Source organism: Sagittula salina, from assembly GCF_017813235.1.
Taxonomy (GTDB): Bacteria; Pseudomonadota; Alphaproteobacteria; order Rhodobacterales; family Rhodobacteraceae; genus Sagittula; species Sagittula salina.
The window spans coordinates 13,538-39,605 of record NZ_JAGISH010000001.1 but is presented as its reverse complement, the minus strand read 5'-3'; the positions used below and the strand labels follow the sequence as shown (position 1 = coordinate 39,605).

Below are 26,068 nucleotides of genomic sequence, written 5' to 3'. Positions count from 1 at the left end.
TTCAGATGGAATGCGAACCCAGGCGATACGGGTGTTGCTTGTTGCCCCAGTCCGTCCGGTTGACGACCTCGTTGACCCAGGCATTCGCATGATGCACCGCGGAAACGATGGGTTTCAAACCCAGAGATCTCATGGTCCACCTCCTCTTTTCCTCGGGTCAATACCGGATGCCGTGAATTGCACCGTGATCCATCTCATTTTCCAGCTACGCGCCGACGAACAGGGCCGCCGCCAGCAAGGCGAGGCAGAGGACTGCCCCTGCCAGGGGCACGATTGCCGGCACACAGAACCCCTGTTCCGGCCCCGGCCCACCACCCATCTTGAGTCGCACGAGGGCAAGATTGACCACAAAGAACACGCAAAGCATGATGCCCGACGTCGTTTTGGCGAGGACGTCCAGCGGCGTGAAGAGCGCCAAGGCCAGGACAGCGCCCGCGACCAGCACCGTTGCCCGAACCGGTGTGCGCGTTTTCCGCGAGACTGCACCCAGCCATGCGGGCAGCCGCCCTTCGCGCGCCAATCCGTAGGCCACGCGCGCGGCCATGATCAGGATGATCACCACGCCGTTCATGGTGGCCATGGTCGCAATCACGTTGATCGCAAGCGGTGGAAACCCGGTGAATTCCTCGAAGAGCAAGCTGATCGGTGCGGCCGTCTCGGCTAAAGCCGAGACGGGAACGGCCGTGCCGGCAACGAACGAGATCAGGACATAGATCACCGTCACAAGCGCCAGCGAAATGCCGATGGCCCAAGGAACATCCCGGCGCGGATTTCGCGCCTCTTCCACAAGGTTGACGATGTCGTCGAACCCGATGAAGGCGAAGATCGCGATCAGGCTGGCCGACAGGACGCCGGAGACAACGGCCGCGTCGGAGACGGGAAGCAAGAGCGACGCGGGCAGCTCTGCCAAGATGGAAGGGTCCCTGCCGATGCCCGAAACGATGATCACCAGAAGACCTGCAATCTCGACAAGCGTCATCGCGCCCGCAAGCGCGACGGATTCGCGGATGCCCCAGGCCGCGACCGCAGCCATGAGAAGCACGATCATCGTGATCAGCGCCGGGCCTGGTAGCGGGAGCAGTTGCGCGACATATCCCGAAGCGCCGACCGCGATGGCCGCCGCGGCGATCATTGCCTCGATCAGCACCGCCAGCCCGACGGCCAGTGTCAACCAGTTCAGGTGGAACCCGGCCTTCACATAGACCGCCTCTCCCGCCGCATTTGGCACCCTGCCGGACAGTTCCGCAAAGGACGCGGCGGTGAAGGCCATAACGAAGGCGGCGAGAAGAAAGGCTGCAGGGGCATGGGGCCCGGCGCGCACCACGGTCTCGCCAACCAGCACATATATTCCCGCCCCAATCGTAACGCCGAGGCCGTACAGCGCCAGCCCCGCCAGCCCGATGGATCGTCTGAGCCCCGGTTCCCGGCTCCCGGTCCCTGGCTGCCGGCCTGTTCCCATATCGACCTCCCCGAAACTCGTGCATCTTCGATACATCCGCGATCCTGGCGCGATCCTGGCGCGAGCCTGGCCCGCCTTTCCTTGCGCAGCATAAATGGCGCCGGTTCCCTTGCACCTTGACCGAGATCAGCGCCCCATGCTTTCGAAGCCTTTAGCCATGGAGCCAAATGTTCGTAAGGGAGATTTTCCATGGCGCCAGAGCTTCCAAGTACGTTGGCGGTGGAACAACTGAGAAAACGCTGCGATCCGGCTTTGCTTGCGCGGGTCAGGTCCGAACCACTTGCTGAAGCTGCCCTGGTCGGACAGGACAGGGGACTGACCGCTTTGCGCCTGTCGATCGGAATCCGTCACAACGATTTCAATCTCTTCGTTCTTGGTCCCCAGGGAACCGGGCGACGGACGGCCGTCGAGACGGTGCTGCGGACCCACGCGTCGCCGCGGGCGCCCTCCGAGGATTGGGTCTATGTCAACAATTTCGACGAGCCGCACAAACCCATCGCGATGGGGCTGCCGCTGGGAAAGGCCGAACTCCTGAGAGATGAAATGGCCCGCGTCGTCGACGACCTTGCCAGCGAAATACCCGCGCTCTTCGACTCCGAGGAATACCAGACACAGCGCCGCGCAATCGATGAAGAGTTCGGAGAGCTTCAGGAAAAAGCCATGGCGGACTTTACCAGCCGCGCCCGGACGGAAGACATCGCTTTGATCAGGACGCCGATGGGCTTCATGGTGGCGGCGATGCGGGACGGCAAGGTCATCAAGACCGACGAGTTCGACAAGCTTCCCGAAGGCGAGCAAGCCGTGATCGAAGAGAAGATCGCTCGATTCCAGGGGGAGTTGACCGAAGTGCTGAGCAACGCGCCAAAACTGGAGCGCGAGCACAGGCTACGGATCGAAGCCCTGAATGCCGAGATGGCGGGACGCGCCGTTTCCGCCAGGATCGACGAGGCACGGAATGCGTTGGACGACACACCGGAGCTCGTCGGCTTTCTGACCCGTGTTCACGACGACATGATCGAGAACCCGGAACTGTTCTTGCGGGCCGCCGCACAAAAGCCGAACGGCCCCTTCCCGGAAGCCTTGGGCAAGGCGCATCTCGAACCGCTGTTCCGGCGCTATATGGTGAACGTAATGGTCGCGCATCCTGCAGAGGCGCAAGAAACGCCGCCGATCGTCTTCGAAGACCTGCCTACGTTCGACCGCCTTGCAGGGCGGATCGAGCATATCTCCCAGATGGGCTCTCTGGTGACGGACTTTACGCTGATACGTCCCGGTGCCCTGCATCGGGCCAATGGCGGGTATCTTGTCCTTGATGCGCGGCGGGTGCTGAGCGAGCCCTATGCCTGGGACGCACTCAAACGCAGCATCAAGGAACGTTCCATCGCGATCACGTCCCTTGCCGACCGCATCAGCCTGTTCTCGACCACCTCGCTCGAACCGGATCCGATACCGCTCGATTTGCGGGTGGTGCTGATTGGCGACCGCTTGCTGCATGAGCTTCTCGTAATGGTCGATCCTGATTTCCAGGAACTGTTCAAGGTGCAGGCGGATTTCGAGGAATCCGTCACCCGCAGCGACGACAGTCTTGCCGACATGGCCCGCCTGTTGCGACACTACGCCGAGAAGGAAGACCTGCTGCCGCTGTCCGATGAGGCTCTCGCGCGGCTTCTGGACGAAGCCACGCGTCTTGCCGAGGACGCCGCGAAACTCTCGCTCCGCCTCAGCCCCCTTACCGATATCCTTCGCGAGGCGGAGCACTATGCCCGCGCGGAGCCTGTCGAAAAGGTGCGGCGGGAGGATATCGATCGGGCCGTGTCGGAACGTGACCGGCGCGCCTCCCGCGTGCGCGACCGCGTGTTGGAGACCATCGCTCGGCGGACGATCCTGATCGATACGGAGGGACGAAAGGTCGGGCAGATCAATGGCCTGTCGGTTCACGAACTGGGCGGATTCCGGTTCGGCCGACCGTCGCGGATATCTGCGCGCGTGCGGATGGGAACGGGCAAGTTGATCGATATCGAGCGCGAGGTCGAACTGGGCGGACCCTTGCATTCGAAAGGGGTCATGATCCTCGCCGGCTATCTGACGGCGACCTATGCACTCGACGTACCGTTTTCGCTGCATGCCAGCCTTGTCTTCGAGCAGAGCTACGGCGGAATCGAGGGCGACAGCGCATCTTGTGCGGAACTGGTCGCTCTTTTGTCGGCACTGTCGGAACAGGCCATTCGCCAGAATATGGCCATCACCGGATCGGTCAACCAGCTGGGCGAGGTGCAGGCCATCGGCGGGGTGAACGAGAAGATCGAAGGTTTCTTCGATATCTGCGCCGAGCGGGACCTGACCGGCGAACAGGGGGTGATCATTCCCGCCGCGAATGTCGAGCACCTGATGCTGCGCGAGCGGGTCACGGATGCCGTGGCATCGGGACGCTTTCAGGTCATTCCGATCGCGACCGTCGATCAGGGGATCGAACTTATGACGGGCGTTCCTGCGGGCCGGCGCGAGGAAGACGGCAATTTTACACATGGCAGCGTGAACGCGCTGGTCGAGGCCCGCCTGGAGGCGTTCGCGAACGCGCGCAAGGCATTCGCGGCGCGGGATGCGCTGGCCGGAACCGGAGATCAGCCATGACGAATTCCGTCATTCAGATGCGAAATCTCGTCATTGCCGCCGAGAGCCTTGGCGGTGCCGAAGCGGCACTTGCCTGTTGCAGAGCGATCCTCGAGGTCTTTCGTGCCAGGCCGACCGGCCTGATCATCGAGCCTGATGCCGCCGCCCTGCAAATAGGCCCCGGCCACAGGCTGGTTTCATCTTCAGGTGCGCTCATTGCGTTTCCGTCGCAAAACCGATTGAGACGCATTGCCAAGGCGGACGCCGATCAGTTCCGTCGGCGGCTTTCCAGCGTGGCGTCAGAGATGAAAACGGACTGGGCCTGCGAACTGAAGACCGGGGAGCTTGTCAGTGCGGCCTGCGCGAAGATCGGAGAGGCCGACATCCTGGTTCTGGGTCAGAGGCCGATGCAGGCGCGGCGCGGCAAGGTGTTGCTTCTCGAAGCGGAAGGGGGGGCGTCCGAGGCATCTCACAGCCTGGCCCAAACGATGGCGCGGGGCGTGTCGACGGCCGTCTTGCCATTGCGGGCCGAGCGGCAGACGGAACCGGCGGCGCTTGTGGACCTCGTCGACCGCCACTATGCGAGTGCCGTCGTCGTCGACCTCGGCGACGGGCCGTTCCGGAGCGAGGACGATCTACGGCAGCTTTTCGCGGCCGCGAGATGTCCCTTGGCGGTTCTCGGAGCAGGTCGCCTTCGACACGACAAGGGCGAAGACGCACAGGAATGAGCCGACGCCTGAAGAAAGCCTGAAAATTTCGGGAAAGGCTTAAGCTGGTGTCACTGAACCTTTCGCAGGCTTCAGGGTGCAGCAACGAGACAGGAGAGTTAATGCAGGGCGAAACGAAAGGGACCATTCACGAAGGCGAGCCGGGTTTCGAAGATTTTCTTAACGAGCAAATGGCGCTGCTGGGGCAACGTGCTCGTCAAAGGGGCATCTGTCTGGATTGCCTGACGGACCGTCTCATCGTCGAGATGGTGGCCAATCTGGCCCGGGCCGAGATTCCGGCTTCGGACATCCTCAGTATGGTCGTCGACGGGTTGACCTTGGCAGAGGGTGAAGATGAGGCGGAGCGGGCACCCTGCATCCATCGCTTCCATTGAATCGCTCACTCGCGGTTGGGACAATGATGCGTGCCCCGTGATTGGCAGCCCGTCGGGTTATCCGCGTGCATTGGCTCTGTTGGAAAAAACAGTGGATAGCTTGGGTTCGCCTTTTCCCAGACAGACCTATTCCACAGGGTTCGTGGCAGGTATGTGGGTCAACCTTTCGCCAGCATAGGGATACTCCGGCGGGCTCTGGACGGGCTGGGACGGGCGCAGGCGGATTGAAGCCAGGCAGCTTCGCAACCTGCGGCGCCTCGCGACAAAGGCGCGGCGCGCGGCGAACGGAAAGTTCCACGCCGTCGTCCCCCTCCGCGGGGCCGACATGGGTATGCCGGCATCATCGGACCATCGAGGGCCGGCCTCCGCTGATGGATTGACGCGGGGCCCGCATACCCCGCGATTGACGGGCGACAATGCGATGCCGGGCAGCCGTGAGGCATACACATTCCGTCGACCTGGCCTCTGGCTGGGAGTCGGGCTCCAGGAAGACGCGACCAGAAAGACGCGACCAGAAAGACGCGACATGGGGCGAGCCGCCTGCCGGAGCATCTCGCCCGATCCCGGATTGCCGCATGCTCGCTATCGCCTGCCCTGGGCCATCCTCCGGCCCGGGGCTCCCTTCCATGCTTCTGACCAGAAAGAGACACCCATGTTCAAAGGTATTCCAATGCGCAGCCTGCTGGCCGCAAGCGTCGTGGCCATGACCCTGTCGGGGACCGGCGCGGCCTTCGCGGACGATGACCGCAACGACGACGACCAGGTCCGCGTCATGACTTTCGGCTACGCCAACATGAATGCCATGGTCCGCGCCATCGACGTGGATGGCGACGGGATCGTCAGCGCGGCCGAGGCGTCGAGCCACGCAAGCGCCGGTTTCGCCCGGTTCGACGCGGACGGCGACGACCAAGTCACCGAAGACGAGTACCTGGACAGCGCCCCAATGGCCATGCCTGCCGGTCGGCGGGCCGTCGAACGGCTGTACGTCAACCGCGCCGCCCGGTTCAAGGCGATGGACGCCGATGCGGACGGCAGCGTCACGCTGGCCGAATTCATGGCCAGGGCCCAGGCCAGCTACGAGTCTGCTGACGGGGACAAGGACGGCAAGGTGACCGTCTGGGAATTCCGCGCCCAGCAAAGCCCGTTCTGATTATCGGTCGCTGCGGGGTGTGGGGTCGGCATATCCCGGCAGCGACGGGCACAGCGCGGCGAAAGACGTCAGGAAAGGGGGACAATCAAGTGTGACATCGCAAGGACTGGAAACGATCTCGGCAGACCGTCCTCGGCCACCGGGCGGCGCGACTTCCTGAAGCTCGGGGTGCTCGGCGGCGCCGTCGGGTTGTACGAGGTGATCCGGCCGATGCTGGCAAGCGCGTTGACAACGGAAGCCCTGCTTCTCAGCTGCATGGATTTCCGCCCGACCGACGACCTCGTCCGATCCATGGGCGGGCGTGGCATGACCGACAGGTACGACCCTGTCGTGCTGGCCGGGGCATCGCTTGGTGCGCTCACCGACAAGTTCGGCGAATGGGGCAAGACGTTCCGCGACCACTCGCAGGTCGCGATCGACCTGCGCCAGATCCACCAGGTGCTCATGATGGATCACCGCGATTGCGGCGCCTACAAGACCATCCCGGGCGAGGATTTTGCCGCCGACCCCGAGAAGGAGACGGCGGTCCACACCGAATACCTTGCCCCTCTTGCGGCCGACATCCGCAGCCTGCACCCGGATCTCCAGGTGGTAACCCTTTTCATGAACCTCGACGGTACTGTTGAGGAGATCACGGCCTGGGCGCCGGACCCGAGGCGCAGCGACCCGGTTGGCGCGACGCAACCGGGTCGGCCCCTGCAGTTCGCGCGCGCAGGAACAGCCGGTGAAGGCTGTGTCGTTTCCTGCTCATTTCAGCTGCGGATCGAAAACCGACAACGGGTGCATTTCCAGTTGGAAATCCTCTGTTACTTCGTAGACGATCCCGTTCGGAATCTCGGTCCAGGTCTCGTCATGGGTGAGGGGCTCGGACGCCACCTCGATCGCGCAATAGGATTCGCTGGCCTCGTGCTTGACATGCGTCTGGCCGCACAGGGCGCAGGTGTGCAGGTGATCGCGGCGCAACTGATAAAGCGAGCGGTTCAGCCGCGAGCCGACCAATCGCTCTCCGTCCGTCAGCACGATGTTCAGGCCGACGCGGCGCGACGGATCGACCTCCGCGCACCAGGCGATGATCTGGTCGAGCCCCTGGCGGACCGACGCCAGCAGGCCGGGCCCGGGATCGCGGAGGTACAGGCTCAGAAGGTAGCGAAAGACATGCTCGCTGTCGGTTTGCCCCCGGATCTCGGAGCGGTGCAGCGGGTCCATCGCCTCGAGCATCCTGAAACGGATGTCGTCGAAGTTCGGGAGGGTGCCGTTGTGGGCAAAGATCCATCGGCCGTGGTCGAAGGGGTGGGTGTTTTCCAGGCTGGGCGGCCCGACGGTCGCGCGACGCACATGGGCGACGGCGGTCCGGGCATAGACCCGGGCTGCGGCCTTCGCGAAATGCTCGCCGTGGAACGCGGCCCAGGTCTTCCTTTCGACGACCGGAGGGCCCTTGGGGTAATCCGCGACGCCCCATCCGTGGCCGTGCATCAGACCTTCCCTGTCGCTGCGGCTTTGCGCCATGAGCGCGTTCTGCGCCTTGACCAGCCCACACTCAACCCGAGTGGGTTCGTTGGCATGCATGGCATAAAGGCGGCACATCGGGTTCCAGTGGCTCCGGTCGACCTGGTTACCTTCCCTGTTATCATGTGTCAGGCCATAAATGAAACAGCAGAAAGGCCGCAGCAATGATGACGACACCGCTGACGGGTCCCGAAGTCGCGCCTGAATCCGCTGAAGACGAGCAGCTTGCCGATCGCCTGGTCCGCGATGAACCGGCGTTACTGTCCGCGCTCGGTTTCGGACCCCGGGTCCACCAGGGGGTTGGCCCGGGCCCGTCGCTGTTGATCGGTGACCAGGTTGGGATCGCGCTCTATACGCCCGAGATGGTCGGGTTCAACGATCACCGCATGGCGCTGCTCGCCATGCCCGGGGACATCGTGGTGGTGCGCCGACGCGTGCCCGAATTCGAGAAATACCTCGAAACCGTTCTCGGCATCCGATCGGTGACCTACCTGCAAGCCGACACCCGGGATCCGACACCGGTCGCAGGCCAGTGCCAGGCAGATCCGCAGCTGCGCGGACCCATCACGGAAAGGCTCGAGAAGGCAGGATCGCTGACGATCCAAGCCTACCTGACGACCGGCAACGAATGGAGGCTTGCGCAGAACCTGGCCGGACAGGGGCAGGGAAGGGTCTGGATCTCGGGGCCTTCTCCGCGTATCTCGCGCCGCGCCAACGACAAGCTCTGGTTCTGGGCGCTGGCGCGGCAGGTGGCCGGGCGGGACGCGGTTCCGCCGACGCAGATGGTCTTTGGCCCGGCCGCCGCCGCGGCCCGGGTTGCACATCTGGCGAGAACGGCGGATCAGGTCGTGGTCAAGGTCCCCGACAGCGCCGGTGCCGCCGGAAACTTTCGGATCGAGGCCGCGATGCTGCGCGGGCGGCATCTGTCGGACATCCGCGACCTGCTGATGCAACGCCTGGCCGCCGCCGGATGGGCCGGAACCTATCCGATCCTCGTCGGCGTCTGGGAAAGCGGTGTCATCGGCAGCCCCTCGGCCCAGATGTGGCTGCCGCATGTCTCCGAAGGGCCACCGCGGCTTCTCGGGCTTTTCGAGCAAAGGATCGAAGACGCCGCCGGGGCCTTTGTCGGCGCCGCGCGGGCCAGTCTGGACCGAAGCATCACCGAGGAGATGTCGAAAGAGGCGATCCGGATCGGCGCCGTGTTGCAGCGATTGGGCTATTTCGGGCCCTGTTCTCTTGACGCCGTGCTCCGTGTCGCGGCATCCGGGCAAACGGAACTGCACTGGATCGAATGCAACGGACGCTGGAGCGGGGTATCAATCCCGCTGGCCGCGACAAGGCGGTTCCTGTGCGGCGAGGCGCCGAAGGGTATCGTGGTCGCGCACGGCGGGCAGTTGCCCGGCGCGGTGTCGGACGTGGACAGCCTGTGCCGTCGTCTTGGCGATCTGCTTTTCCGTTCCGGCACAAGTCGCGAAGGGATCCTGATCGCCTCTCCGCCGCAACCGGGCAGGCAATCGATTTTCGATGCCGTGGCCATGGCGGACAACCAGGCAAGGGCCGAGCACCTGTTGGAAAAAGCCCGGAGGCGGCTCGGCGCATAGACGTGCACAGGGTGCCGCAACCTGCCTGCGCAGGCGCCCCCTGCATCCGGTTTGGCGCACCCACTGGTCAGTGCCAGCCCGTTTTGTTCAAGGATCCCGGTTCAGTCTCGAGCCTCGGATCAGGCCGGATCGTGCGCGGCGTCCTCCGCCCATTCCAGGCGAAGCGTCGCCTCCGGGGTCTGCGCCACGCGGCCGCCGAACCGGCCCGCTTCGCGGTCCATTCGGCGCGCGAGCCAATCGACCGCCTCGCGGTCGGTGCGTTCGAGCCGGAACCGGCGGAGCCGATAGGGTAACATTTCCAGCGCCACCAGCCTCCCGTTGTCGCGCCGGATGTCAGCGACGTAGCCCAGCACCAGATCAGGGCAAAACTCCCGATGCCCGCCGATCCCCTCGTAGTCGTTGACCAGGTCGCCAGCCCCGTACATCACGAGGTGACCGTCGATCACCTCCACGGCGCGCAGATGGTGTGAAGAATGCCCGAACACCAGGTCGACTCCGGCCCCCACCGCCGCCGCCGCAATGGCACGATGGGTCGGGGGAATCGCGTACCCCCAGTTGTCGCCCCAGTGGATCGAAAGCGCGACGATATCGCCGACCCGACGCAGTGTGGCCAGTCGGGTGGACAGCCAATCGGGGACGTCCTCTGGCTCCGGCCTCGCGACACCCGGTCGGTCCGGGCGGGCGGCCCAGGATGCGGGCACGCCGGAGTCGCCGAGCGCCAGTGCGAGCACAAGGAACCGGCCCCCGCCCGGGAGCCCCAGGGAAAGGGGCGTAAAAGCTTCGGCGGCATCCCGCCCGGCCCCGGCACGGGCGATCCCCGCCGCCGCCAGAGTATCCAATGTCTCGGCGAGGCCGTTTCGCCCCCAGTCCAAAACGTGGTTGTTGGCAAGAGTTGCGGCATCGATCCCTGCCGCGCGCAACTGCGCGACGTTCGCGGGATGCATCCGGTAGTGGATACCCTTGAGCGGATCAGGCGTGCCGCCTGATGTGATCGATGTTTCCAGATTCACCAACCGCAGGTCCACGTCCCGTGTATCGAGGTCAGCCAGAAGATCGCCCCAGACATGGCGGGGTCCGACGCCGCGCGGGATCGCGTCGCTCGCACGTTCAGCAAGGGTGACGTAGTCCTGTGCCGATGAAACGTGGCTTTCGAAAATCCGGGGATCACAGGACCGCAGTTGAATCTGGTCAATACCGCGCCCGAGCATCACGTCGCCGCCGAGGAACAGGCGCAGGCAACCCGGCGGACGTTTCACGGTCGCCGCCCAAGGTGGGCGATGAACCAGTCTGCCGCGAGCTCCATGACCTCTTCGAGTGTTCCGGGTTCCTCGAACAAGTGCGTGGCCCCCTTGACGATATCAAGCCGCTTTTCGCACCTCAGTTGGTCAAACGCCATTTCGTTGAGCGCGATGACCACGTCGTCCCTGCCGCCAGCAATGAGGAGGGTCGGGGCGGCAACCCTTTCGAGGGTATCGCCGGCAAGGTCAGGCCGCCCCCCGCGCGAGACGACTGCGTCGACATCCTGCGCCCGGTCTGCGGCGGCCACCAAGGCTGCCGCCGCACCCGTCGAGGCGCCGAATAACCCGATCGGAAGTCCGGCAAGCCTTGCCTCCATGCCTGCCCAGTCCACCGCGTCCCTGACCCTGGCAGCGAGCAAGGGAATGTCGAAGACATTGGCCCGCTTGGCGGCTTCCTTTTCGGTGAGCAGATCGAACAACAGCGTCGCAAGGCCCGCCTTTGCCAACGCCTTGGCAACGGCCTTGTTGCGCGGACTCATCCGGCTTGATCCGGATCCGTGGGCAAAGATCACTAAGCCTGTGTCCCCGTCGGCAAGCGCGAGATCACCTGGCAAGACCAAGTCAGAGGCCCGGACCGGAATCCGGACGGCGAAAGTCTGCTTCCTGTCCATGCATCCTTGTCGACCAACGCGCAGCCTGCCGCCTTGATCGTGGACAACAGGCCGTGCGAAACGTTCTGCAACGCGCTCCTTGCCCGGGCAGGCGATACATCTGGCGTTAGATCCCTACGATCCCTGGAACCGGCCATGGCGCGACCCCGCCAAAGCCTCCGGGCCAGCGGGACGATGGCCAGAGACAACCCCAGCCCAACCTTGCCCCATCCCATCCCATCCAAGCGAAGCGCCGAAGCACGCGAAAAGCGTCCGCACGCCTTGCGTCGGCACGCAGACATGGGGTGATGCAAGCCGTCAGCCAAGACCACAGGAAGACGAAGCCCCAAAGCCCGGCAAGAGCCCAGATCTGCATCAGTGGCGCGGGTGCTGTGGCAAATAGAGTCCTGGCCTGCGTCCCGTTAAGCGGCGGCACGATCGAGGACAGGAACATCAGCGCGGTGACAGCAGCCGGGAACACCAGGGTCCGAAGGGCTACCTCGCCAAGGCGGGGTAGCCCTTCGGACCAGTAGGGGATGGAGTAAAGCAGGGCGATCATGGTGGACAGGACGATGTTGAACATCAGGTTCACCACCGGGTCGCCCATGGCGGAGCCCTCCCAGAGCGCGATGTCGAAGGCCAGAACGAACTCAAGGGTCGTCAGCAGGATAGAATGCCAGAACGGCAGGAGACCGGACGTCCGGATGGGGGCCTGCTGGACGGCCCGGAAGGCGTGGATGCAGCGATCGAGGAGTTCAAGGGGGAATGGTGAAGGTGGTGTGTTCATCTTGTCATGGGGAGATCGCCCCGAGCAATGGCATGCACTCCGCCGGGGGGATCATTGAAGGTTTCGGGATGAACGCGCGTGTTGGGAACCGCCCGAAACCCATTTTTTAAAGTGGCGAAATGGGCCGATTTTGCGAAAAGCCTTACTGGCAGACTCCTCGAATGCAGGGCTGCTGGGCCCGCTGAGGCTAGGTCCGGCGGGCGGAGAGGTTTTCGCAAGCTGTCGTGGGAGCGCAAATAAACGATGACGTTGCGGCGTCCACGCAAGCGGGACCATGGGCGGCACTCCGCGTGGCTAATGGAGGCCGAGGGAGCTCCGCGAGGGGACACGCATCTCGGGCAACCGGCTCAGATCGGCTGGGCACCTCACCAGAACACCATGACCCAGCGGGCTAGCGTCCGAGCTTCCGGCCGAACACGACCAAGATGGACTTCCTTCGAACCATCGCCGAGACGGTGCTGCAGCTGATCATGGATTGGATCGCCGGTTTGACCAAAGGACTCGGTGTCGCCGCATTTCCGGGGCAGGACTGAGGATCCGTTGCCCCTCTCCGGCGTTTCTCCACCGCCCCTTGCCTAAGGAACAGGCAGTCACGCAGGGCGGTCCCGGACGAGAAACCGAAACCTTTTGACTCCACGTCCGCGATTGCACAAGCTTGTTCCAACATATTGGCAAAAGCGCCTCGCACCCCGTTGGCCGTCTTCGTGACGCATCTTGGGTGCGGGGCGTTTTTCGTTTCCGGAGTGTCGTGTGACCCGCACCTTAAATCTCGGACTTCTATTTTCGACCTCAGGTCCCTACCACCTCATGGGCCGGGCCAGCCGAGAAGGGGCCCTGAAGGCCGTCGAGCAGGTCAATGGCGACGCGACGCTTGATCTGGTCTTCCGCCCGGTGGAACGCGACCCCGGTGGTGACATCGACGCCTATGCGCCGCTGTGCGAGGACATCCTGAAATCAAGTGGCGCGCGGCACGTGGTCGGCTGCACCACCAGTTGGAGCCGCAAGGAAGTCATTCCCAGCCTGGAACGTCTTGGTGGGGTGCTGTGGTATCCAACGCCCTACGAGGGTTTCGAATGCTCCGACCGCGTGGTCTATGCCCATGCGTGCCCGAACCAACATCTTCTGCCGCTGCTCGACCACAGCTTTTCGACCTACGGACGCCGTCTTTACCTGACCGGGTCGAACTACATCTGGGGCTGGGAGATGAACCGCCTTGCCCGTGAGGTCAGCGCCCAGGTCGGCGGCGATGTGTTGGGCGAGCGCTATGTTCCGATCGGATCGACCGATATAGCGCGCCTCGTAGACGAGATCGCAGCACTGAAGCCCGACTTCGTCCTGAACCAGTTGATCGGGCCGTCCCAATACGCTTTCCTTGAAACCATGGCAGCACTCAGGGCTCGCGATCCCGCGTTCGGCGAGGGCCGTTGCCCCGTGCTGTCCTGCAACATGACCGAGGCGGAGCTGGGTGTCATCGGTGCGGCGGCCGAAGGCGTGATCTCGGCCGGACCGTGGTTCCGGGGGCTGACACCGGCGCTGTCCGGCAACGAAGGACGAGAGGATTTCGGGTCCTCCTTCGAGGCAGCAGCGCATGCCTCGGTCATGATGCTGGCCCGGCTGCTGTCGGGGACCCCGGATGCCGAAACCCTGAGCCTGCCGGACCTTTTGGCCTTGCCGGGGGCTTCCGCGGTGGGGATCAGTGCGCGGACCCATCACGTCACGCTGCCGGTCACGATCGCTCAGGTGCGCGATGGGGCCTTCGCGCCGATCAAGACCTATGAGCCGATCGCCGGGGATCCCTACCTGACCCGACCGCGCGGAACGCTTCAGCCGCTGCTGCGGGTGGTGCCATGAGACGGCGTCTGAGAATCCCTGACCTGGGTGGGGCGCGGGCGGTGATCCTGCACCGTCCACATGCCAACGTCACGGCACTTGCCCGACAGCTCGAGGCGGTGGGGCTCGATGTCGAATGCCATTGGCCGGAACTGCCAGTTTCGGTGCGCGCGGCGGACTATCTCTTCCTCGACGTGGACACCGCGTACGACGAGCAATTTCCGTGGGCGCCCGGCGAGGCCCCGTTGCCGACCGTGGCTCTTATCGGGTCGGAGGCGCCGGGACGGATCGAGTGGCTGATGAATTTCGGCGTCGATGCGCAGCTCCTGAAGCCGGTCGGCGACAACGGGGTCTACTCGGCGCTGCTGATCGCGCGGTCCACCTTCGATGCACGGATCGGTCTTGCAGGCGAGATCGACAACCTTCGCCGCCGGCTTGGGCAGCGGCAGACCGTGGTGCAGGCCGTGGCGCTTCTTGCAGCGCGGGGCAAGACGGAGAACGAGGCCTACGAGCAGCTGCGCGGACTCGCGATGGCCTGGCGCGTGAGCTTCGAGGCGGCGGCGGACCGGATCGTCGCTTCGGTCAGGGGCGACAGGGAAGACGAGGATCATGGCTGAGACGACTGGAGCCCACGTAGCCGCCATCGCCCCCGCGGGGGTTCTGCGCCGACTATTGCGCCGCAAGCTGGCGCTCTTCGGTTGCGCCATCATCGTCCTCGTGGTCGGTGGGGCGGTGCTCGCGCCCTGGATCGCGCCGTATCCCCCCGACGAGCAACTCTTCGAGGGGCTGACGCTGCTGGGTGAGCCGCTCCCGCCGGGCGGGGATTTCCTGATGGGGACCGACCTGTTGGGCCGGGACCTGCTCAGCCGCATGCTCTACGGCGCGCAGACCTCGCTGATCATCGGCGTTGTCGCGAACGGCGTGGCTCTGGTGATCGGTACGCTGGTGGGGGTCCTTGCCGGGTTCATGCGCGGCTGGATCGGCGCGGTGCTCATGCGCTTTACCGACCTGATGATGGCCTTCCCGGCGCTGCTGCTGGCGATCTGCCTCGCGGCGATCTTCCAGCCGTCGCTGTGGATCGTCGCCATGGTCATCGCCCTGGTCAACTGGGTGCAGACGGCGCGCGTGGTCTACACCGAGACCACCGCCCTGTCGGAGCGCGAGTTCATCGCAGCGGAGAAGACGCTGGGCGCGTCGCGGTCGCGCATCCTGTTCCGGCACATCCTGCCGCACCTTGTTCCGACGCTGATCGTCTGGGGCACGCTGGGGATCTCCGTCACCGTGCTGCTCGAAGCGACGCTCTCCTACCTCGGGGTCGGGGTGCAGCCGCCGACGCCCTCCTGGGGCAACATCATCTTCGAGAACCAGACCTATTTCCAGGCCGCGCCCTGGCTCGTCTTTATCCCCGGCGCCGCAATTCTGCTGCTGGCGCTGGCCTTCAACCTGGTGGGGGACGCGCTGCGCGATGTGCTCGACCCGACACAGAGGGGGAACGACTGATGGCCGGGTACCTGTTCCGCCGCCTCGTCCAGTCGGCGCTCATCCTGCTGGGCGTGAGTTTCATCACCTTTGTGCTGCTCTACGTTCTGCCCGCGGACCCCGTGCGTCAGATCGCGGGGCGGTCTGCCACCGCGCAGACCGTGGAGAACATCCGCACCCAGCTGGGCCTCGACCAGCCGCTGCTGGTGCAATACGGACGCTACCTCGCCGGGCTGGTGCAGGGCGACATGGGCCGCAGCTACTTGCAGAAGACCGAGGTCTCGACCCTGATCGCCGCGCGGCTCCCGGCATCGCTTCTGCTGATGGTCGGGGGGATTGCCTGCGAGCTTGTCATCGGCCTGACGCTGGGCGTCGTCGCCGCAGTCTGGCGGGGACGGCCGCTGGACCAAGGGCTGATGGTGACCTCCTTCGTCGCCGTTTCCGCGCCGCAGTTTGTGGTCGGGCTGCTGTTGCTCTACGTCTTCGCGGTGCAGCTGGGCTGGTTCCCCATCGGTGGATACGGCACGGCGGCGCACCTTGTGCTCCCTGCCGTGACGCTCGGGATCATGGGATCGGGCTGGTACTCGCGCATGATGCGATCCTCGATGATCGACGTGCTGCGTCAGGACTACATCCGCACCGCCCGCGCCAAGGGCCTGACCCGGAGCCGCGTCCTGATGCGCCATGCGCTGCCCAACGCGATCCTGCCCATCATCGCGATGATCGGCATCGATATCGGCATCTTCATGGGCGGAATCGTGGTGGTGGAGAGCGTCTTTGGCTGGCCCGGCATCGGGCAGCTGGCCTGGCAGGCCATCCAGCGCGTCGACATTCCCATCATCATGGGAGTCACAATGGTTTCCGCCGCTGCCATCGTGCTCGGCAACCTGCTCGCCGACATCATCACACCGCTCGTCGATCCCCGCATAAGGCTGCGCTGATCCGAGGATTTCACGACCGACCACCACTCACCTTCGACAACCACCAAGCAACAGGGAAACGACCATGAAGAAACTGCTCCTCTCCACCGCCTTCCTGGCCGCCGCGCTGCCCGCGCTGGCACAGGAGTACACGCCGGACCCGAATGCCAAGCCCGGCGGCATGATCACCGTTACCTACAAGGACGACGTGGCCACGCTGGACCCGGCGATCGGTTACGACTGGCAGAACTGGTCGATGATCAAGTCGCTGTTCGACGGGCTGATGGACTACGTTCCCGGCACGACCGAGCTGCGACCGGGCCTCGCCTCGGCCTACGAGATTAACGAGAACGGAACGGTCTTCACCTTCACGCTTCGCGAGGGCGTAACATTCCACAACGGCCGCGTGATGACTGCCGAGGACGTGAAATACTCGCTCGATCGTGTGACCAACCCCGAAACGCAGTCCCCGGGTGCGGGCTTTTTCGCCTCAATCGCCGGGTATGATGAGATGGCCTCAGGAACCGCGACCTCACTCTCCGGTGTGGAGGTGATCGATCCGCAGACGGTGAAGATCACCCTCTCGCGCCCGGATGCCACGTTCCTTCATGTCATGGCGCTCAACTTCGCCTCCGTGGTGCCGAAGGAAGCGGTCGAGGAATACGGGACCGATTTCGGCAAGCATCCCGTGGGCACCGGCGCCTTCAAGCTGGGGGAATGGTCCATCGGTCAGCGGCTGGTCTTCGAGAAGAACGCAGACTACTGGCGCGACGGGGTGCCCTACCTCGACGGCGTGACCTTCGAGGTCGGTCAGGAGCCGATCGTGGCGCTGCTGCGCCTCCAGCAGGGCGAGGTGGACGTCCCCGGCGACGGCATCCCGCCGGCGAAGTTCCAGGAAGTCATGGGCGACCCCGAGCAGGCGGCGCGTGTGGTCGAGGGCGGCCAGCTGCACACCGGCTACATCACGCTGAACGTCGCCATGGAACCTCTGGACAAGCTGCCGGTGCGCGAGGCCATCAACATGGCGATCAACAAGGAGCGCATCACCCAGATCATCAATGGCCGCGCGGTCCCCGCCACCCAGCCGCTGCCGCCGTCGATGCCGGGCTACACCGAGGGCTACGAAGGCTACGCCTTCGGCGTCGAGGCAGCCAAGGCAAAGCTGGAGGAAGCCGGCCTGTCCGATGGCTTCTCCACCGAGCTCTACGTGATGAACACCGACCCCAATCCGCGCATCGCCCAGGCGATCCAGCAGGACCTGAAGGCCATCGGCGTCGACGTGGATATCCGCTCGCTCGCGCAGGCTAACGTGATCGAGGCCGGTGGTGCGGGCCAGGCCCCGATGATCTGGTCCGGCGGCATGGCCTGGATTGCGGACTTCCCCGATCCGTCCAACTTCTATGGTCCGATCCTCGGCTGCGCCGGTGCGGGCGAGGGCGGCTGGAACTGGTCGAAGTTCTGCGACGAGAGCATCGACGACATGGCGACGAAGGCCGACAGCATGACCGACCCCTCGGACCCCGAGCGGCTGAAGATGTGGTCCGATGTCTACATGAAGGTGATGGAGGAAGCGCCCTGGGTGCCAGTCTTCAACGAGCAGCGTTACACGATGAAGTCCGCCCGCATGGGTGGTGACGACGCGCTCTATGTCGACCCGGTGTCGATCCCGGTGAACTACGACTACGTCTACGTAACCGAGTAAGTCCATGTGCAAGGCTTGCGATTACACGATCCACGGCGCGCAGCACCATTTCGGCTGGGACAATTCCATTGCCCCGGCCCTGTCGGTGGAGCCGGGAACCACGATCTGTTTCAACTGCATGGATTCATCGGCGGGCCAGCTTGGCCCGTCGAGCACCGTCGAGGACGTGAAGGCGCTGGACTTCGGCAAGATCAACCCGGTTTCCGGGCCGATCCATGTCGAGGGCGCGGAGCCGGGAGACGCGCTGAAGGTCACGCTCGAAGGCTTTGCTCCCCGCGTGCAGGAGGGTTCCGCCTGGGGTTGGACCGCGAACATCCCGGGCTTCGGGCTATTGGCGGACCAATTCACCGACCCGGCGCTGAACATCTGGAAGTATGACGCAGACACGCTCGCCCCCGCGCTCTGGGGGAAGACCGGCCGGGTACCGCTGAAGCCCTTTACCGGGACGATCGGCGTCGGCCTGGCGGAGCCGGGGCTGCATTCCATCGTCCCGCCGCGCCGCACGGGGGGCAACCTCGACATCCGCGACATCGCCACCGGCACGGTGCTCTACCTGCCGGTCGAAGTCGCGGGGGCGCTGTTCTCGGTGGGCGACACCCACGCGGCGCAGGGCGATGGCGAGGTCTGCGGCACGGCGATCGAGAGCCCGATGGACGTGACGCTGACGCTCGACCTCGTGAAGGGGGCGGATCTGAAAATGCCGCGTTTCACCACGCCGGGGCCGGTGACGAACCACCTCGACCAGAAGGGGTACGAGGTGACGACGGGTGTCGGGCCGAACCTGATGAGTGGGGCGCGCGATGCCGTCTCGGGCATGATCGACCTGCTGACGGCGCAGCACGGCATGTCGGCGGTCGATGCCTACATGCTGGTATCGACCTGCGGCGACCTGCGCATCTCGGAGATCGTAGACATGCCGAACTGGGTGGTGTCCTTCTACTTCCCGCGCATGGTGCTGGAATGACGGCACTGCACTCTGCTGCCGCCCCGGAAGGGGCGGCAGAACCCCTGCTCCGGGTCCGTGATCTTACCGTTTCGGTGCGGGATCGTGGCGTCGTGCGCCCGCTGGTGGCCGGTCTCAGCTTCGACCTGCATGGCGGGGAAACGCTCGCCATCGCGGGCGAGAGCGGGTCGGGCAAGTCGATCACCTCCCTCGCCCTGATGGGTCTGCTTCCAAACAACGTCTCCGTCACGTCCGGCCAGGCGCTGCTTGACGGCATCGACTTGCCCAGTCTGCCTGAGGCGCGGATGCGTGCCTGGCGCGGCGCCCGGCTGGCAATGATCTTCCAGGAACCGATGACCTCGCTGAACCCGGTGCAGAACATCGGCGATCAGCTGACCGAGGCGATCCGCGCTCACGAGCCGGTGTCGCGGCGGGATGCAGCGGCACAGGCCCTGGTGGCGCTGCGCAAGGTCCGCATCCCCGAACCCGAGCGCCGGATGCGCCAGTATCCGCACGAGCTCTCCGGCGGGATGCGTCAGCGCGTGATGATCGCCATGGCGCTGGCGCTGCGCCCCGCACTTCTGATCGCCGACGAGCCGACGACGGCACTGGATGTAACCGTCCAGCGCGAGGTTCTGGACCTCCTGCGGGAGTTGCAGACCGAAACCGGCACCGCGATCATCCTCATCACCCACGACATGGGTGTCGTCGCCGAAACCGCCGACCGTGTGGTGGTGATGCGGCAGGGCCGCATGGTCGAGAGCGCGCCCGTGGAGACGCTCTTTGCCACACCGTCGCAGGATTATACCCGCGCGCTGCTGGCTGCGGTGCCGCGCCTTGGGGCAGGTGCCGCACGTGCCAAACCCTTGCCACCCGCAACGCCGGCCCCGGTGGCCCGGCTGATGGACGTGCAGGTGCATTTCGACATCGGCGCCAATTTCCTCGGCCAAGCGACGCACCGCGTGCACGCGGTTGAAGGCGTGAGCTTCGACATCCGTCCGGGAGAGACCTTCGGCCTCGTGGGAGAATCCGGCTGCGGCAAATCCACCATCGCCAAGGCGCTCGCCGGCCTCGTGCCCCACGAAGGGCGTGTTGAAGTCGATGGCAAGGCGCTGGCGGGGCTGACGGTGCAAGGGCGCCGCGCGATCTGCCGCGACATCCAGATGGTCTTCCAGGATCCGATGGCGGCGCTCGACCCGCGGATGACGGTAGGCGTCGCGGTGGCCGAGCCCATGGTGATCCACGGCATCGGAACGGCGGAGGAGCGTCACGCCCGTGTCGCAGACCTGTTCCAGCGCGTCGGGCTGAACCCGGAGCAGATGAGCCGCTATCCGCACGAATTCTCGGGCGGCCAGCGCCAGAGGATCTGCATTGCCCGGGCTCTCTCGCTCAGGCCGAAGCTGATCATCTGCGACGAGAGCGTGTCCGCCCTCGATGTCTCCGTGCAGGCGCAGGTGCTGGACCTCCTCGCCGAGTTGCAGCGGGAGACGGGCGTGTCCTACCTCTTCATCAGCCACGACATGGCCGTGGTCGAGAACGTGGTCGATCGCCTCGGGGTGATGTACATGGGCCAGATCGTGGAAATGGGGACCCGCGACCAGGTCTTCGGCAATCCCCGGCACAGCTACACGACGCGTCTTCTGGACGCGGTTCCGATCCCGGACCCGACACGAAGGATGCCACCGCGGCCGGAGCGGGACCTTGACCTGCCGTCCCCGATCCGGCCTATCGGCGAAGCATCCAGACGCGTGCGCATGAGGAATATCGGCGAGGAGCATTTCGTGGCGGAAGAGGACTGAAGACACGGGTTACTTTTGCCGAATGGTAGATGAACTTGCTGACCGGCTGACCGGCTGACCGGCTGACGGGACGTAGGGCTGAACGTGGACTTGCGGCATCGGGAGCACATTCTCACCTGAAACCAACGTCGGTCCCCGGCCGATTGTGTTGAAGAAGTCGGTCGACGGCGCTGATTTTGCCGCGCTCGGCTCCCCGGCAACGCCGGGTCGTTCGGGCCACCGTCCGTCGGTCCGCCTCGAGGCGGCCATCTGGCCGATCAGCACATGTTTTCGCCTCCGGCATCGCGCACTGGGGCCGTAGCTTCGGAAGTTTTCGCAGGTTCTGGGCGATGGCGGCGAGAAGGAATTCGTCCTTTGCACCGTTTGGGCCACGCAGTCGCAGCCGGGTCAGGCCGAGGATGCGCTTCAGATGCGCAAAGAGCATCTCCACCTTTTCCGCTTGTCGCGAGACGCCCTGTAGGCCTTTGTTTTGCGACATTCGCGGGCAAACTCACGGGCCTCTTCGTGCGGTGCCCGGGGGACGTATCGCGCATCGGCTTTCGGGCAGCAGATGTCCCTGGATGGGCAGGCTTGGCAGGTTGCCTTCAGGGCGCGGTATTTCTTGCGTCCACCGGTATCCTTGCCCCGGTTGGGATCGGAGTAGCTTCGGCGGAATTGCTTGAGGGCATGGCCCTCGGGGCAGATGTACTGGTCGTTCGCCTCGGCCCACTCGAAGTCGGACCGGGAGTACGTGCCGTCGGTCCGCTCCGATTTGTCCCTCTCGGTAGATTGCTTCGCAATCGCCTGTCGGCAAGGGATGACCGGGATAAAGGGGATGATGCTGCGCTTCTCCACCGGCCAGCCGAGGTTCTCGGCGGTGCCATAGGCGGTGTCGGCATCCAGCCAATCCGGCCTGATCCCAAACGGCTTTTCTGTCCCGCCGAGCATGGTGCGTGAGGCCCCGACTTCGGCCTGACGTATTGCTCTTGTGGCCTCCAAGCCCATGGTCACCGAGCTTTTGGTGTCGATCAGGTCTTTGGTGGCATAGGCGAAATACGGGCGGCTTTCCTCGCACGGGTCCATTGGGCCACCGGATCGGACTTCGCCACGAACACGCGGCCTCGAAGGCGGCGTCATCCAGCGTCTCCAGATATTCCCGTGCCGCACGGTTGCCAGCTTCCCGCGCCACCTCCGGGCTCCAGTCTTCGGCCGCGATTGACCGGATCTTGTTGGCGTCGGCAGTGTTCAGACTGGCATCGACGGCAAAATCCTCGCCGGACAAGCGCGCGCTCACCATGCAGGGACGACCCGACAGCAGGACCGCACGCTCGAGCAATCCGCCCGCGACATTTGCTGGCGATGTCAACACTTGGAAGTCACGGAAACCGTCGTATCTAAAGCTCCGTCCGATCTCACTTCCCGCTATGCTTCCAAGCTTGCGCCATGCCAATGCGAACGATGGGAAGCATCTCTATCCCACCGTGATCCCAGGGCCTCGACGGTTGGCGCGCAGGGCCGGAACAGTGCAATTGGCGTCAGGGCAAGGGGCGCTGCTCCAGCCGCTCCTGCTGAGCGATCCCCCGAGGTACCAAAGAAGCGTTTGGAAAGCGGTTTTCCGCCTTTCGTTCGTCTTGAGACAAAGGCGCGGCCGTCATCAGAAACCCGAAAGAGCCCTGCCCGCATTCCTGGTCAGGGCGGGGTATGACATGGGGCCCCTGGTTCTTTGGTTTCCAAATACCGCGGGGTCCGGGGTGGAACCCCGGACGCGCGGGCAGAGCCCGCGCGGGTCGCTGTGCGCAGCACCGCGAAACCGCTCATCCAGATGTTCTCAGGGGGCGTGTTGCAGTTCGGCGAGGTGGGCCGCACAGCCGCGCAGGGCGGCGTAGTCGTCGGTAACGAGGTGGACGGGGAACTGCTCCATGAAGGGGGCGAAGCGGCCCTTGTCGCGAAAAGCTTCGGCAAAACCCAGGTCCGTCAGGTGCGGGCCGATATGTTTGGCCACACCACCAACGAGGAAGACACCGCCAAAGGGAAGATTGGTCAGCGACAGATCCCCTGCGTAACGCCCGAGGTAGCGTACAAAAATGCGCAACGCGCGCACGGCTTGCGCGTCACCCGCAACAAAGGCGGTCATGACCCCGGCAGCGTCGAGAGGGGCGCCGACACCATCCTCGGCGCAGACGAAGGCGTGCAAATGTTCAAGGCCGCGGCCCGACAGCACTTCCTCTAACCCGGCAGAAGGCAGGCGGGCGGAAATCCAATCCACCAGGCGCAACTCCTCTGCGTCGCGGGCCTGAAGGGTGATATGCCCGGCTTCGGCGGCGGGAACCAGGGTCAGAGTGCCGGAGGTATGCACCGGCACCGCGTTCAGCCCGGTGCCCACGTTCACCACAAGCCGGACATCGGAGACGCCAGGTTGGCCGGGCAGCAACGTCATGAGACTGCCCGAGTTGAGATGCGCAACCGAATGACCCTGTGCCTGCAGGTCGTTCAGAACCACCACCCGCGCACCGCCCGTGCGCGCCGAAATGGCTGCGGCGTCGATTGTCCAGTCGAGGTTCGTCAGCGTGCCGACGCCGTTTTTTACCGGGCCTGCCATGTCGATGCAGATGGCGGCGACCATCGGGTATGCGGCGAGGTAGGCGTCGAGGATCGGTTCCAGCGCCGGATAATCGGCGTTGCGGTAGCGCTGGATTGTGCCGGTCGCAACCGCGCCGTTCTCGGACAGCGCGACGCGGGTATTGGTGCCGCCGATATCGACGGTGACGGAAACGGGTCTCTGCATGTCTCAGGCCTTCAGTGCTGTGGCCAGGGCATGGTAGGAGGATTTCGGGGTGCGTGCCAGCGTGTCGAAATCCACGTGGACGAGGCCAAAGCGCTTTTCGTAACCCAGCGCCCATTCGTAGTTGTCCAGCAGCGACCAGACGAAGTAGCCCTTCACCGGCACGCCCTCGGCGCGGGCGCGCTGTACCGCATCGAGGTGGTTGTCGATGTAGGCGATGCGGCCCTCGTCGTAGACGTGGCCATCCTGCAGCGTGTCGCGGGAGGCCATTCCGTTCTCGGTCACATAAAGCGGCAGGGTGCCGGTGTATTCCCGCGCCGTGCGGGCCAGGAACCGATAAAGCCCCTCTGGATAGATTTCCCAGTCCATCAGGGTCTTGGGCAGGGGGCCTGCGACCTCCTTCAGGGCGGGCCATGGCGTGTCGTCGGGCACCAGCAGTTTGCGCGTATAGTAGTTCAGCCCGCACCAGTCGAGCGGCGCCTGAATGGTGGCAAAGTCGTCCTGCCAGCCTGTCGGCATGTGCGGCTCCAGTCCTTCGAGAGCCAGCGCCGGGTATTCGCCTTTGAACAGGCCAGACAGAAACCAGCGGTTGTAGATCGCGTCGTAACGGTCGGCGGCGTCCTTCGCCCCCGGTGTATCGTCGGCGGGCATAGCCCATTCAAGGTTGCAGACCGCGCCCAGGTTCTGCATCCCGAGACCGCGCATCGCCTGAATTGCCCGGCCATGCGCCAGCAGGACATGGTGCATCGCGCGGGCGGTGGCGCGGATGTCGCGCACGCCCGGCGCGTGAAGCCCCATGAAATGCGACAGCCAGGCCACGCACCACGGTTCGTTGATCGGCGCGACAGAGAACATGCGGTCGCCGATGCGCGACATGATGACATGCGTGTAGTCGGCGAACCACTCCGCGATGTCGCGGTTACGCCAGCCGCCAAGGTCCTGCAGCGCGGAGGGCAGTTCCCAGTGGTAGAGCGTGGCACAAGGCTTCAGTCCACGTTCCAGCAGCGCGTCCGTCAGGCGGTCGTAATAGTCGAGCCCTTCGGCGTTGGGCGTGCCGCGCCCTTCGGGCAGGACGCGCGCCCAGGAAACCGAAAAACGGTAGGCGTCGAAGCCTGCGGCGCGCACGAGGTCGAAGTCTTCGGCGTATCGGTGGTAGTGGTCACAGGCCCGTGCGCCATTTTCCGCGCGCACGACGTTGCCGGGGGTGGCGGCGAAGTCGTCCCAGATGGTGCGGCCCGCGCCCCCCATGCCGTGGCCTTCGATCTGGTAGGAGGATGTGGCGGTGCCGAAGAGAAAGTCGGTGGCGAAGTCGGAGCGGCGGTGTTTCATTCTGTATCCTGTGGTCTGCCCTGCGGGCGTGTCCGGCCCTTGCCGGGCGTTAGCCCTGCGGGGCGGGTCCGGTGGAGGCGCCGATGATCAGCTCGGCCTCCAGCAGCTGGGTTTTCGGTTCGCATCCGGGGTCGCGGATGCAGTCCAGAAGCATCGCTGCCGCGCGTTCCCCCGCCAGCCGGACAGAGGACCGCGTGGCCGTGAAGATCGGCACGGAGTGGCCGTTCCTGAGATAGCCCAGATCGTCGTCGTGGGTAATGACGGAGGCGCCGCGCCCAAGCTCCAGCCCGGCCTCGTGGATCGCCCGGCGCACGCCGATGGCGGTGATCATCGATGACACGAGGAAGGCCGTGGGCCGGTTTTCCAGCGCCAGCATCTCGCGGGCGGCGCGGAAGCCGTAGATTTCCGTCATTTCCTCCGACCGCATCAACGCCGGGTCGGGGGCGAGGTCGCGGTTGCGCAGGGCCTTTTCGAACCCGGCGCGGCGGCGATAGGCGAAGTCCATGAATTCCAGCCCGTTGATCAGGGCGATGCGGCGGTGGCCGAGGTCGAGCAGGAATTCGGTCGCCCGCTCGAATGCGCGCTGGTTGTTGATGTCGAGCCATGAATAGGGGCCGGTTTCGTCCGAAGCCCGTCCGTGCACCACGAAGGGCAGGCCGAGATCACGCAGGAGCGGGATGCGCGGGTCCTTCATCCGGGGGCCATGCACGATGATGCCGTCGACACTGCCGCGTCGGTGCAGCTCGCGATAGGCGCGTTCCTCGGCGCGGTCCTTCACGAGGCTGATGACGATTTCGTAGCCCGCGTCGGAATAGGTCGACCCAGCGCCGGCGATGAAATCGCCAAAGACCGGATTGACCATTTCATGGCTCGACGAGATCGGCAGCACGTGCCCGATGGCCTGTGCCCGCCCGGTGGCGAGGCTCTTGGCTCTGGTGTTCGGCTGGTAATTCAGCGCCTCCGCCGCCTGCTGCACACGCAGGCGGGTCTGCTCCGACACCTCGGGGTAACCGTTCAGGGCGCGGCTGACGGTGGTCTGGGACAGGCCGAGGTGCCGGGAGAGTTGCTTGAGGTTCATGGCGCCATGTCAGTCAAAGCGCTTTGGATAGTCAAGCGGGCCAGCGCATCTTTCATCGCCGCGCTGCGGCGTGCGTGCCGCGGCGCGGCGTGAGAATGTTTTGTTTACACTGGACACAGCGTTG

The 26,068-nt window shown here is 64.8% G+C and carries 22 protein-coding genes and 1 pseudogene; 12 read left to right on the top strand and 11 right to left on the bottom strand.

From position 1 onward, the window contains the following. Position 1 precedes the first annotated feature (1 nt). Both J5474_RS22950 and J5474_RS00160 read right to left on the bottom strand, forming a co-directional pair. Complete coding sequence (locus tag J5474_RS22950) at positions 2 to 133, bottom strand: hypothetical protein (protein WP_280842477.1); 132 nt, start codon at positions 131 to 133, stop codon at positions 2 to 4. Positions 134 to 205: 72 nt separating this feature from the next. Further along, the gene (locus J5474_RS00160) at positions 206 to 1,459 is read right to left on the bottom strand and encodes an APC family permease (protein ID WP_209358327.1); all 1,254 of its coding nucleotides are present in this window, start codon (positions 1,457 to 1,459) and stop codon (positions 206 to 208) included. Positions 1,460 to 1,783: 324 nt separating this feature from the next. Here J5474_RS00160 and J5474_RS00155 point away from each other — a divergent pair, with 324 nt between their 5' ends. From J5474_RS00155 to J5474_RS00140, 4 genes are all read left to right on the top strand, one after another. Continuing rightward, positions 1,784 to 4,090, top strand: coding sequence for a Lon protease family protein (locus J5474_RS00155; RefSeq protein ID WP_209358326.1), 2,307 nt, complete (start codon positions 1,784 to 1,786; stop codon positions 4,088 to 4,090). After that, positions 4,087 to 4,797 carry a hypothetical protein gene (locus J5474_RS00150; protein ID WP_209358325.1) on the top strand — a complete coding sequence of 237 codons (711 nt, stop codon included), beginning with the start codon at positions 4,087 to 4,089 and terminating at the stop codon, positions 4,795 to 4,797. Before J5474_RS00155 ends, J5474_RS00150 begins: the two co-directional genes overlap by 4 nt. A gap of 101 nt (positions 4,798 to 4,898) precedes the next feature. Continuing rightward, the gene (locus tag J5474_RS00145; RefSeq protein ID WP_209358324.1) at positions 4,899 to 5,171 is read left to right on the top strand and encodes a hypothetical protein; all 273 of its coding nucleotides are present in this window, start codon (positions 4,899 to 4,901) and stop codon (positions 5,169 to 5,171) included. A gap of 652 nt (positions 5,172 to 5,823) precedes the next feature. Continuing rightward, the gene (locus J5474_RS00140) at positions 5,824 to 6,321 is read left to right on the top strand and encodes an EF-hand domain-containing protein (protein WP_209358323.1); all 498 of its coding nucleotides are present in this window, start codon (positions 5,824 to 5,826) and stop codon (positions 6,319 to 6,321) included. Here the strand turns inward: J5474_RS00140 and J5474_RS00135 are convergent, their stop codons facing one another. Then, positions 6,322 to 6,897, bottom strand: a complete 576-nt coding sequence (locus J5474_RS00135; RefSeq protein ID WP_209358322.1) for a hypothetical protein — start codon at positions 6,895 to 6,897, stop codon at positions 6,322 to 6,324. A gap of 171 nt (positions 6,898 to 7,068) precedes the next feature. Beyond that, positions 7,069 to 7,905: a class II glutamine amidotransferase gene (locus tag J5474_RS00130; protein WP_209358321.1), complete on the bottom strand. Its 837-nt coding sequence runs from the start codon at positions 7,903 to 7,905 to the stop codon at positions 7,069 to 7,071. An 86-nt stretch (positions 7,906 to 7,991) separates the two neighbouring features. Between J5474_RS00130 and J5474_RS00125 the strand changes: the two genes are divergently transcribed. After that, positions 7,992 to 9,428, top strand: a complete 1,437-nt coding sequence (locus tag J5474_RS00125; protein ID WP_209358320.1) for a preATP grasp domain-containing protein — start codon at positions 7,992 to 7,994, stop codon at positions 9,426 to 9,428. Between the two features lie 119 nt (positions 9,429 to 9,547). Here the strand turns inward: J5474_RS00125 and J5474_RS00120 are convergent, their stop codons facing one another. From J5474_RS00120 to J5474_RS00110, 3 genes are all read right to left on the bottom strand, one after another. After that, positions 9,548 to 10,684 (bottom strand): CapA family protein, encoded by a 1,137-nt coding sequence (locus J5474_RS00120; protein ID WP_342453992.1) that lies wholly within the window; start codon positions 10,682 to 10,684, stop codon positions 9,548 to 9,550. After that, positions 10,681 to 11,337 carry a dienelactone hydrolase family protein gene (locus tag J5474_RS00115; RefSeq protein ID WP_209358319.1) on the bottom strand — a complete coding sequence of 219 codons (657 nt, stop codon included), beginning with the start codon at positions 11,335 to 11,337 and terminating at the stop codon, positions 10,681 to 10,683. The genes J5474_RS00120 and J5474_RS00115 overlap by 4 nt, the downstream gene beginning before the upstream one ends. A 106-nt stretch (positions 11,338 to 11,443) precedes the next feature. Next, positions 11,444 to 12,103 (bottom strand): hypothetical protein, encoded by a 660-nt coding sequence (locus tag J5474_RS00110; RefSeq protein WP_209358318.1) that lies wholly within the window; start codon positions 12,101 to 12,103, stop codon positions 11,444 to 11,446. A gap of 750 nt (positions 12,104 to 12,853) precedes the next feature. On the opposite strand from J5474_RS00110, the gene J5474_RS00105 reads away from it, so the two are divergent. The 7 genes from J5474_RS00105 to J5474_RS00075 all read left to right on the top strand — a co-directional run bounded on the left by J5474_RS00105 (position 12,854) and on the right by J5474_RS00075 (position 20,776). Continuing rightward, positions 12,854 to 13,954: a transporter substrate-binding protein gene (locus J5474_RS00105; protein WP_209358317.1), complete on the top strand. Its 1,101-nt coding sequence runs from the start codon at positions 12,854 to 12,856 to the stop codon at positions 13,952 to 13,954. Then, on the top strand, positions 13,951 to 14,550 hold the full coding sequence (locus tag J5474_RS00100) for an ANTAR domain-containing response regulator (RefSeq protein ID WP_209358316.1): 600 nt from the start codon (positions 13,951 to 13,953) through the stop codon (positions 14,548 to 14,550). Before J5474_RS00105 ends, J5474_RS00100 begins: the two co-directional genes overlap by 4 nt. Next, positions 14,543 to 15,433 carry an ABC transporter permease gene (locus J5474_RS00095; RefSeq protein WP_245216169.1) on the top strand — a complete coding sequence of 297 codons (891 nt, stop codon included), beginning with the start codon at positions 14,543 to 14,545 and terminating at the stop codon, positions 15,431 to 15,433. The genes J5474_RS00100 and J5474_RS00095 overlap by 8 nt, the downstream gene beginning before the upstream one ends. After that, a complete protein-coding gene (locus J5474_RS00090; protein WP_209358315.1) occupies positions 15,433 to 16,353 on the top strand; it encodes an ABC transporter permease in 921 nt (306 codons plus the stop codon). The genes J5474_RS00095 and J5474_RS00090 overlap by 1 nt, the downstream gene beginning before the upstream one ends. A 64-nt stretch (positions 16,354 to 16,417) precedes the next feature. Further along, positions 16,418 to 18,034, top strand: coding sequence for an ABC transporter substrate-binding protein (locus J5474_RS00085; protein WP_209358314.1), 1,617 nt, complete (start codon positions 16,418 to 16,420; stop codon positions 18,032 to 18,034). 4 nt (positions 18,035 to 18,038) lie between these two features. Continuing rightward, positions 18,039 to 18,998, top strand: a complete 960-nt coding sequence (locus J5474_RS00080) for an acetamidase/formamidase family protein (protein WP_209358313.1) — start codon at positions 18,039 to 18,041, stop codon at positions 18,996 to 18,998. Then, positions 18,995 to 20,776, top strand: a complete 1,782-nt coding sequence (locus J5474_RS00075; RefSeq protein ID WP_209358312.1) for an ABC transporter ATP-binding protein — start codon at positions 18,995 to 18,997, stop codon at positions 20,774 to 20,776. Before J5474_RS00080 ends, J5474_RS00075 begins: the two co-directional genes overlap by 4 nt. 271 nt (positions 20,777 to 21,047) lie before the next feature. On the opposite strand, the pseudogene J5474_RS00070 reads toward J5474_RS00075, so the two are convergent. The 4 genes and pseudogenes from J5474_RS00070 to J5474_RS00055 form a co-directional block, all read right to left on the bottom strand. Further along, positions 21,048 to 22,037, bottom strand: a pseudogene (locus tag J5474_RS00070) (transposase); the annotation flags it as partial. A 546-nt stretch (positions 22,038 to 22,583) separates the two neighbouring features. Beyond that, entirely contained in the window at positions 22,584 to 23,540 is a 957-nt protein-coding gene (locus J5474_RS00065; RefSeq protein WP_209358311.1) for a glucokinase, read from the bottom strand. Positions 23,541 to 23,543: 3 nt separating this feature from the next. Then, positions 23,544 to 24,866: a GH1 family beta-glucosidase gene (locus tag J5474_RS00060; protein WP_209358310.1), complete on the bottom strand. Its 1,323-nt coding sequence runs from the start codon at positions 24,864 to 24,866 to the stop codon at positions 23,544 to 23,546. A gap of 49 nt (positions 24,867 to 24,915) precedes the next feature. Continuing rightward, on the bottom strand, positions 24,916 to 25,944 hold the full coding sequence (locus tag J5474_RS00055; RefSeq protein ID WP_209358309.1) for a LacI family DNA-binding transcriptional regulator: 1,029 nt from the start codon (positions 25,942 to 25,944) through the stop codon (positions 24,916 to 24,918). Between the last annotated feature and the right edge of the window lie 124 nt (positions 25,945 to 26,068).

What these genes read in the sequence shown, in the direction of transcription:
- J5474_RS00145 (WP_209358324.1), top strand. Translation starts at nt 4,899, where the DNA reads ATGCAGGGCGAAACGAAAGGGACCATTCACGAAGGCGAGCCGGGTTTC.
- J5474_RS22950 (WP_280842477.1), bottom strand. Translation starts at nt 133, where the DNA reads ATGAGATCTCTGGGTTTGAAACCCATCGTTTCCGCGGTGCATCATGCG.
- J5474_RS00125 (WP_209358320.1), top strand. Translation starts at nt 7,992, where the DNA reads ATGATGACGACACCGCTGACGGGTCCCGAAGTCGCGCCTGAATCCGCT.
- J5474_RS00060 (WP_209358310.1), bottom strand. Translation starts at nt 24,866, where the DNA reads ATGAAACACCGCCGCTCCGACTTCGCCACCGACTTTCTCTTCGGCACC.
- J5474_RS00065 (WP_209358311.1), bottom strand. Translation starts at nt 23,540, where the DNA reads ATGCAGAGACCCGTTTCCGTCACCGTCGATATCGGCGGCACCAATACC.
- J5474_RS00110 (WP_209358318.1), bottom strand. Translation starts at nt 12,103, where the DNA reads ATGAACACACCACCTTCACCATTCCCCCTTGAACTCCTCGATCGCTGC.
- J5474_RS00160 (WP_209358327.1), bottom strand. Translation starts at nt 1,459, where the DNA reads ATGGGAACAGGCCGGCAGCCAGGGACCGGGAGCCGGGAACCGGGGCTC.
- J5474_RS00130 (WP_209358321.1), bottom strand. Translation starts at nt 7,905, where the DNA reads ATGTGCCGCCTTTATGCCATGCATGCCAACGAACCCACTCGGGTTGAG.
- J5474_RS00055 (WP_209358309.1), bottom strand. Translation starts at nt 25,944, where the DNA reads ATGAACCTCAAGCAACTCTCCCGGCACCTCGGCCTGTCCCAGACCACC.
- J5474_RS00085 (WP_209358314.1), top strand. Translation starts at nt 16,418, where the DNA reads ATGAAGAAACTGCTCCTCTCCACCGCCTTCCTGGCCGCCGCGCTGCCC.
- J5474_RS00140 (WP_209358323.1), top strand. Translation starts at nt 5,824, where the DNA reads ATGTTCAAAGGTATTCCAATGCGCAGCCTGCTGGCCGCAAGCGTCGTG.
- J5474_RS00095 (WP_245216169.1), top strand. Translation starts at nt 14,543, where the DNA reads ATGGCTGAGACGACTGGAGCCCACGTAGCCGCCATCGCCCCCGCGGGG.
- J5474_RS00075 (WP_209358312.1), top strand. Translation starts at nt 18,995, where the DNA reads ATGACGGCACTGCACTCTGCTGCCGCCCCGGAAGGGGCGGCAGAACCC.
- J5474_RS00100 (WP_209358316.1), top strand. Translation starts at nt 13,951, where the DNA reads ATGAGACGGCGTCTGAGAATCCCTGACCTGGGTGGGGCGCGGGCGGTG.
- J5474_RS00080 (WP_209358313.1), top strand. Translation starts at nt 18,039, where the DNA reads ATGTGCAAGGCTTGCGATTACACGATCCACGGCGCGCAGCACCATTTC.
- J5474_RS00090 (WP_209358315.1), top strand. Translation starts at nt 15,433, where the DNA reads ATGGCCGGGTACCTGTTCCGCCGCCTCGTCCAGTCGGCGCTCATCCTG.
- J5474_RS00115 (WP_209358319.1), bottom strand. Translation starts at nt 11,337, where the DNA reads ATGGACAGGAAGCAGACTTTCGCCGTCCGGATTCCGGTCCGGGCCTCT.
- J5474_RS00150 (WP_209358325.1), top strand. Translation starts at nt 4,087, where the DNA reads ATGACGAATTCCGTCATTCAGATGCGAAATCTCGTCATTGCCGCCGAG.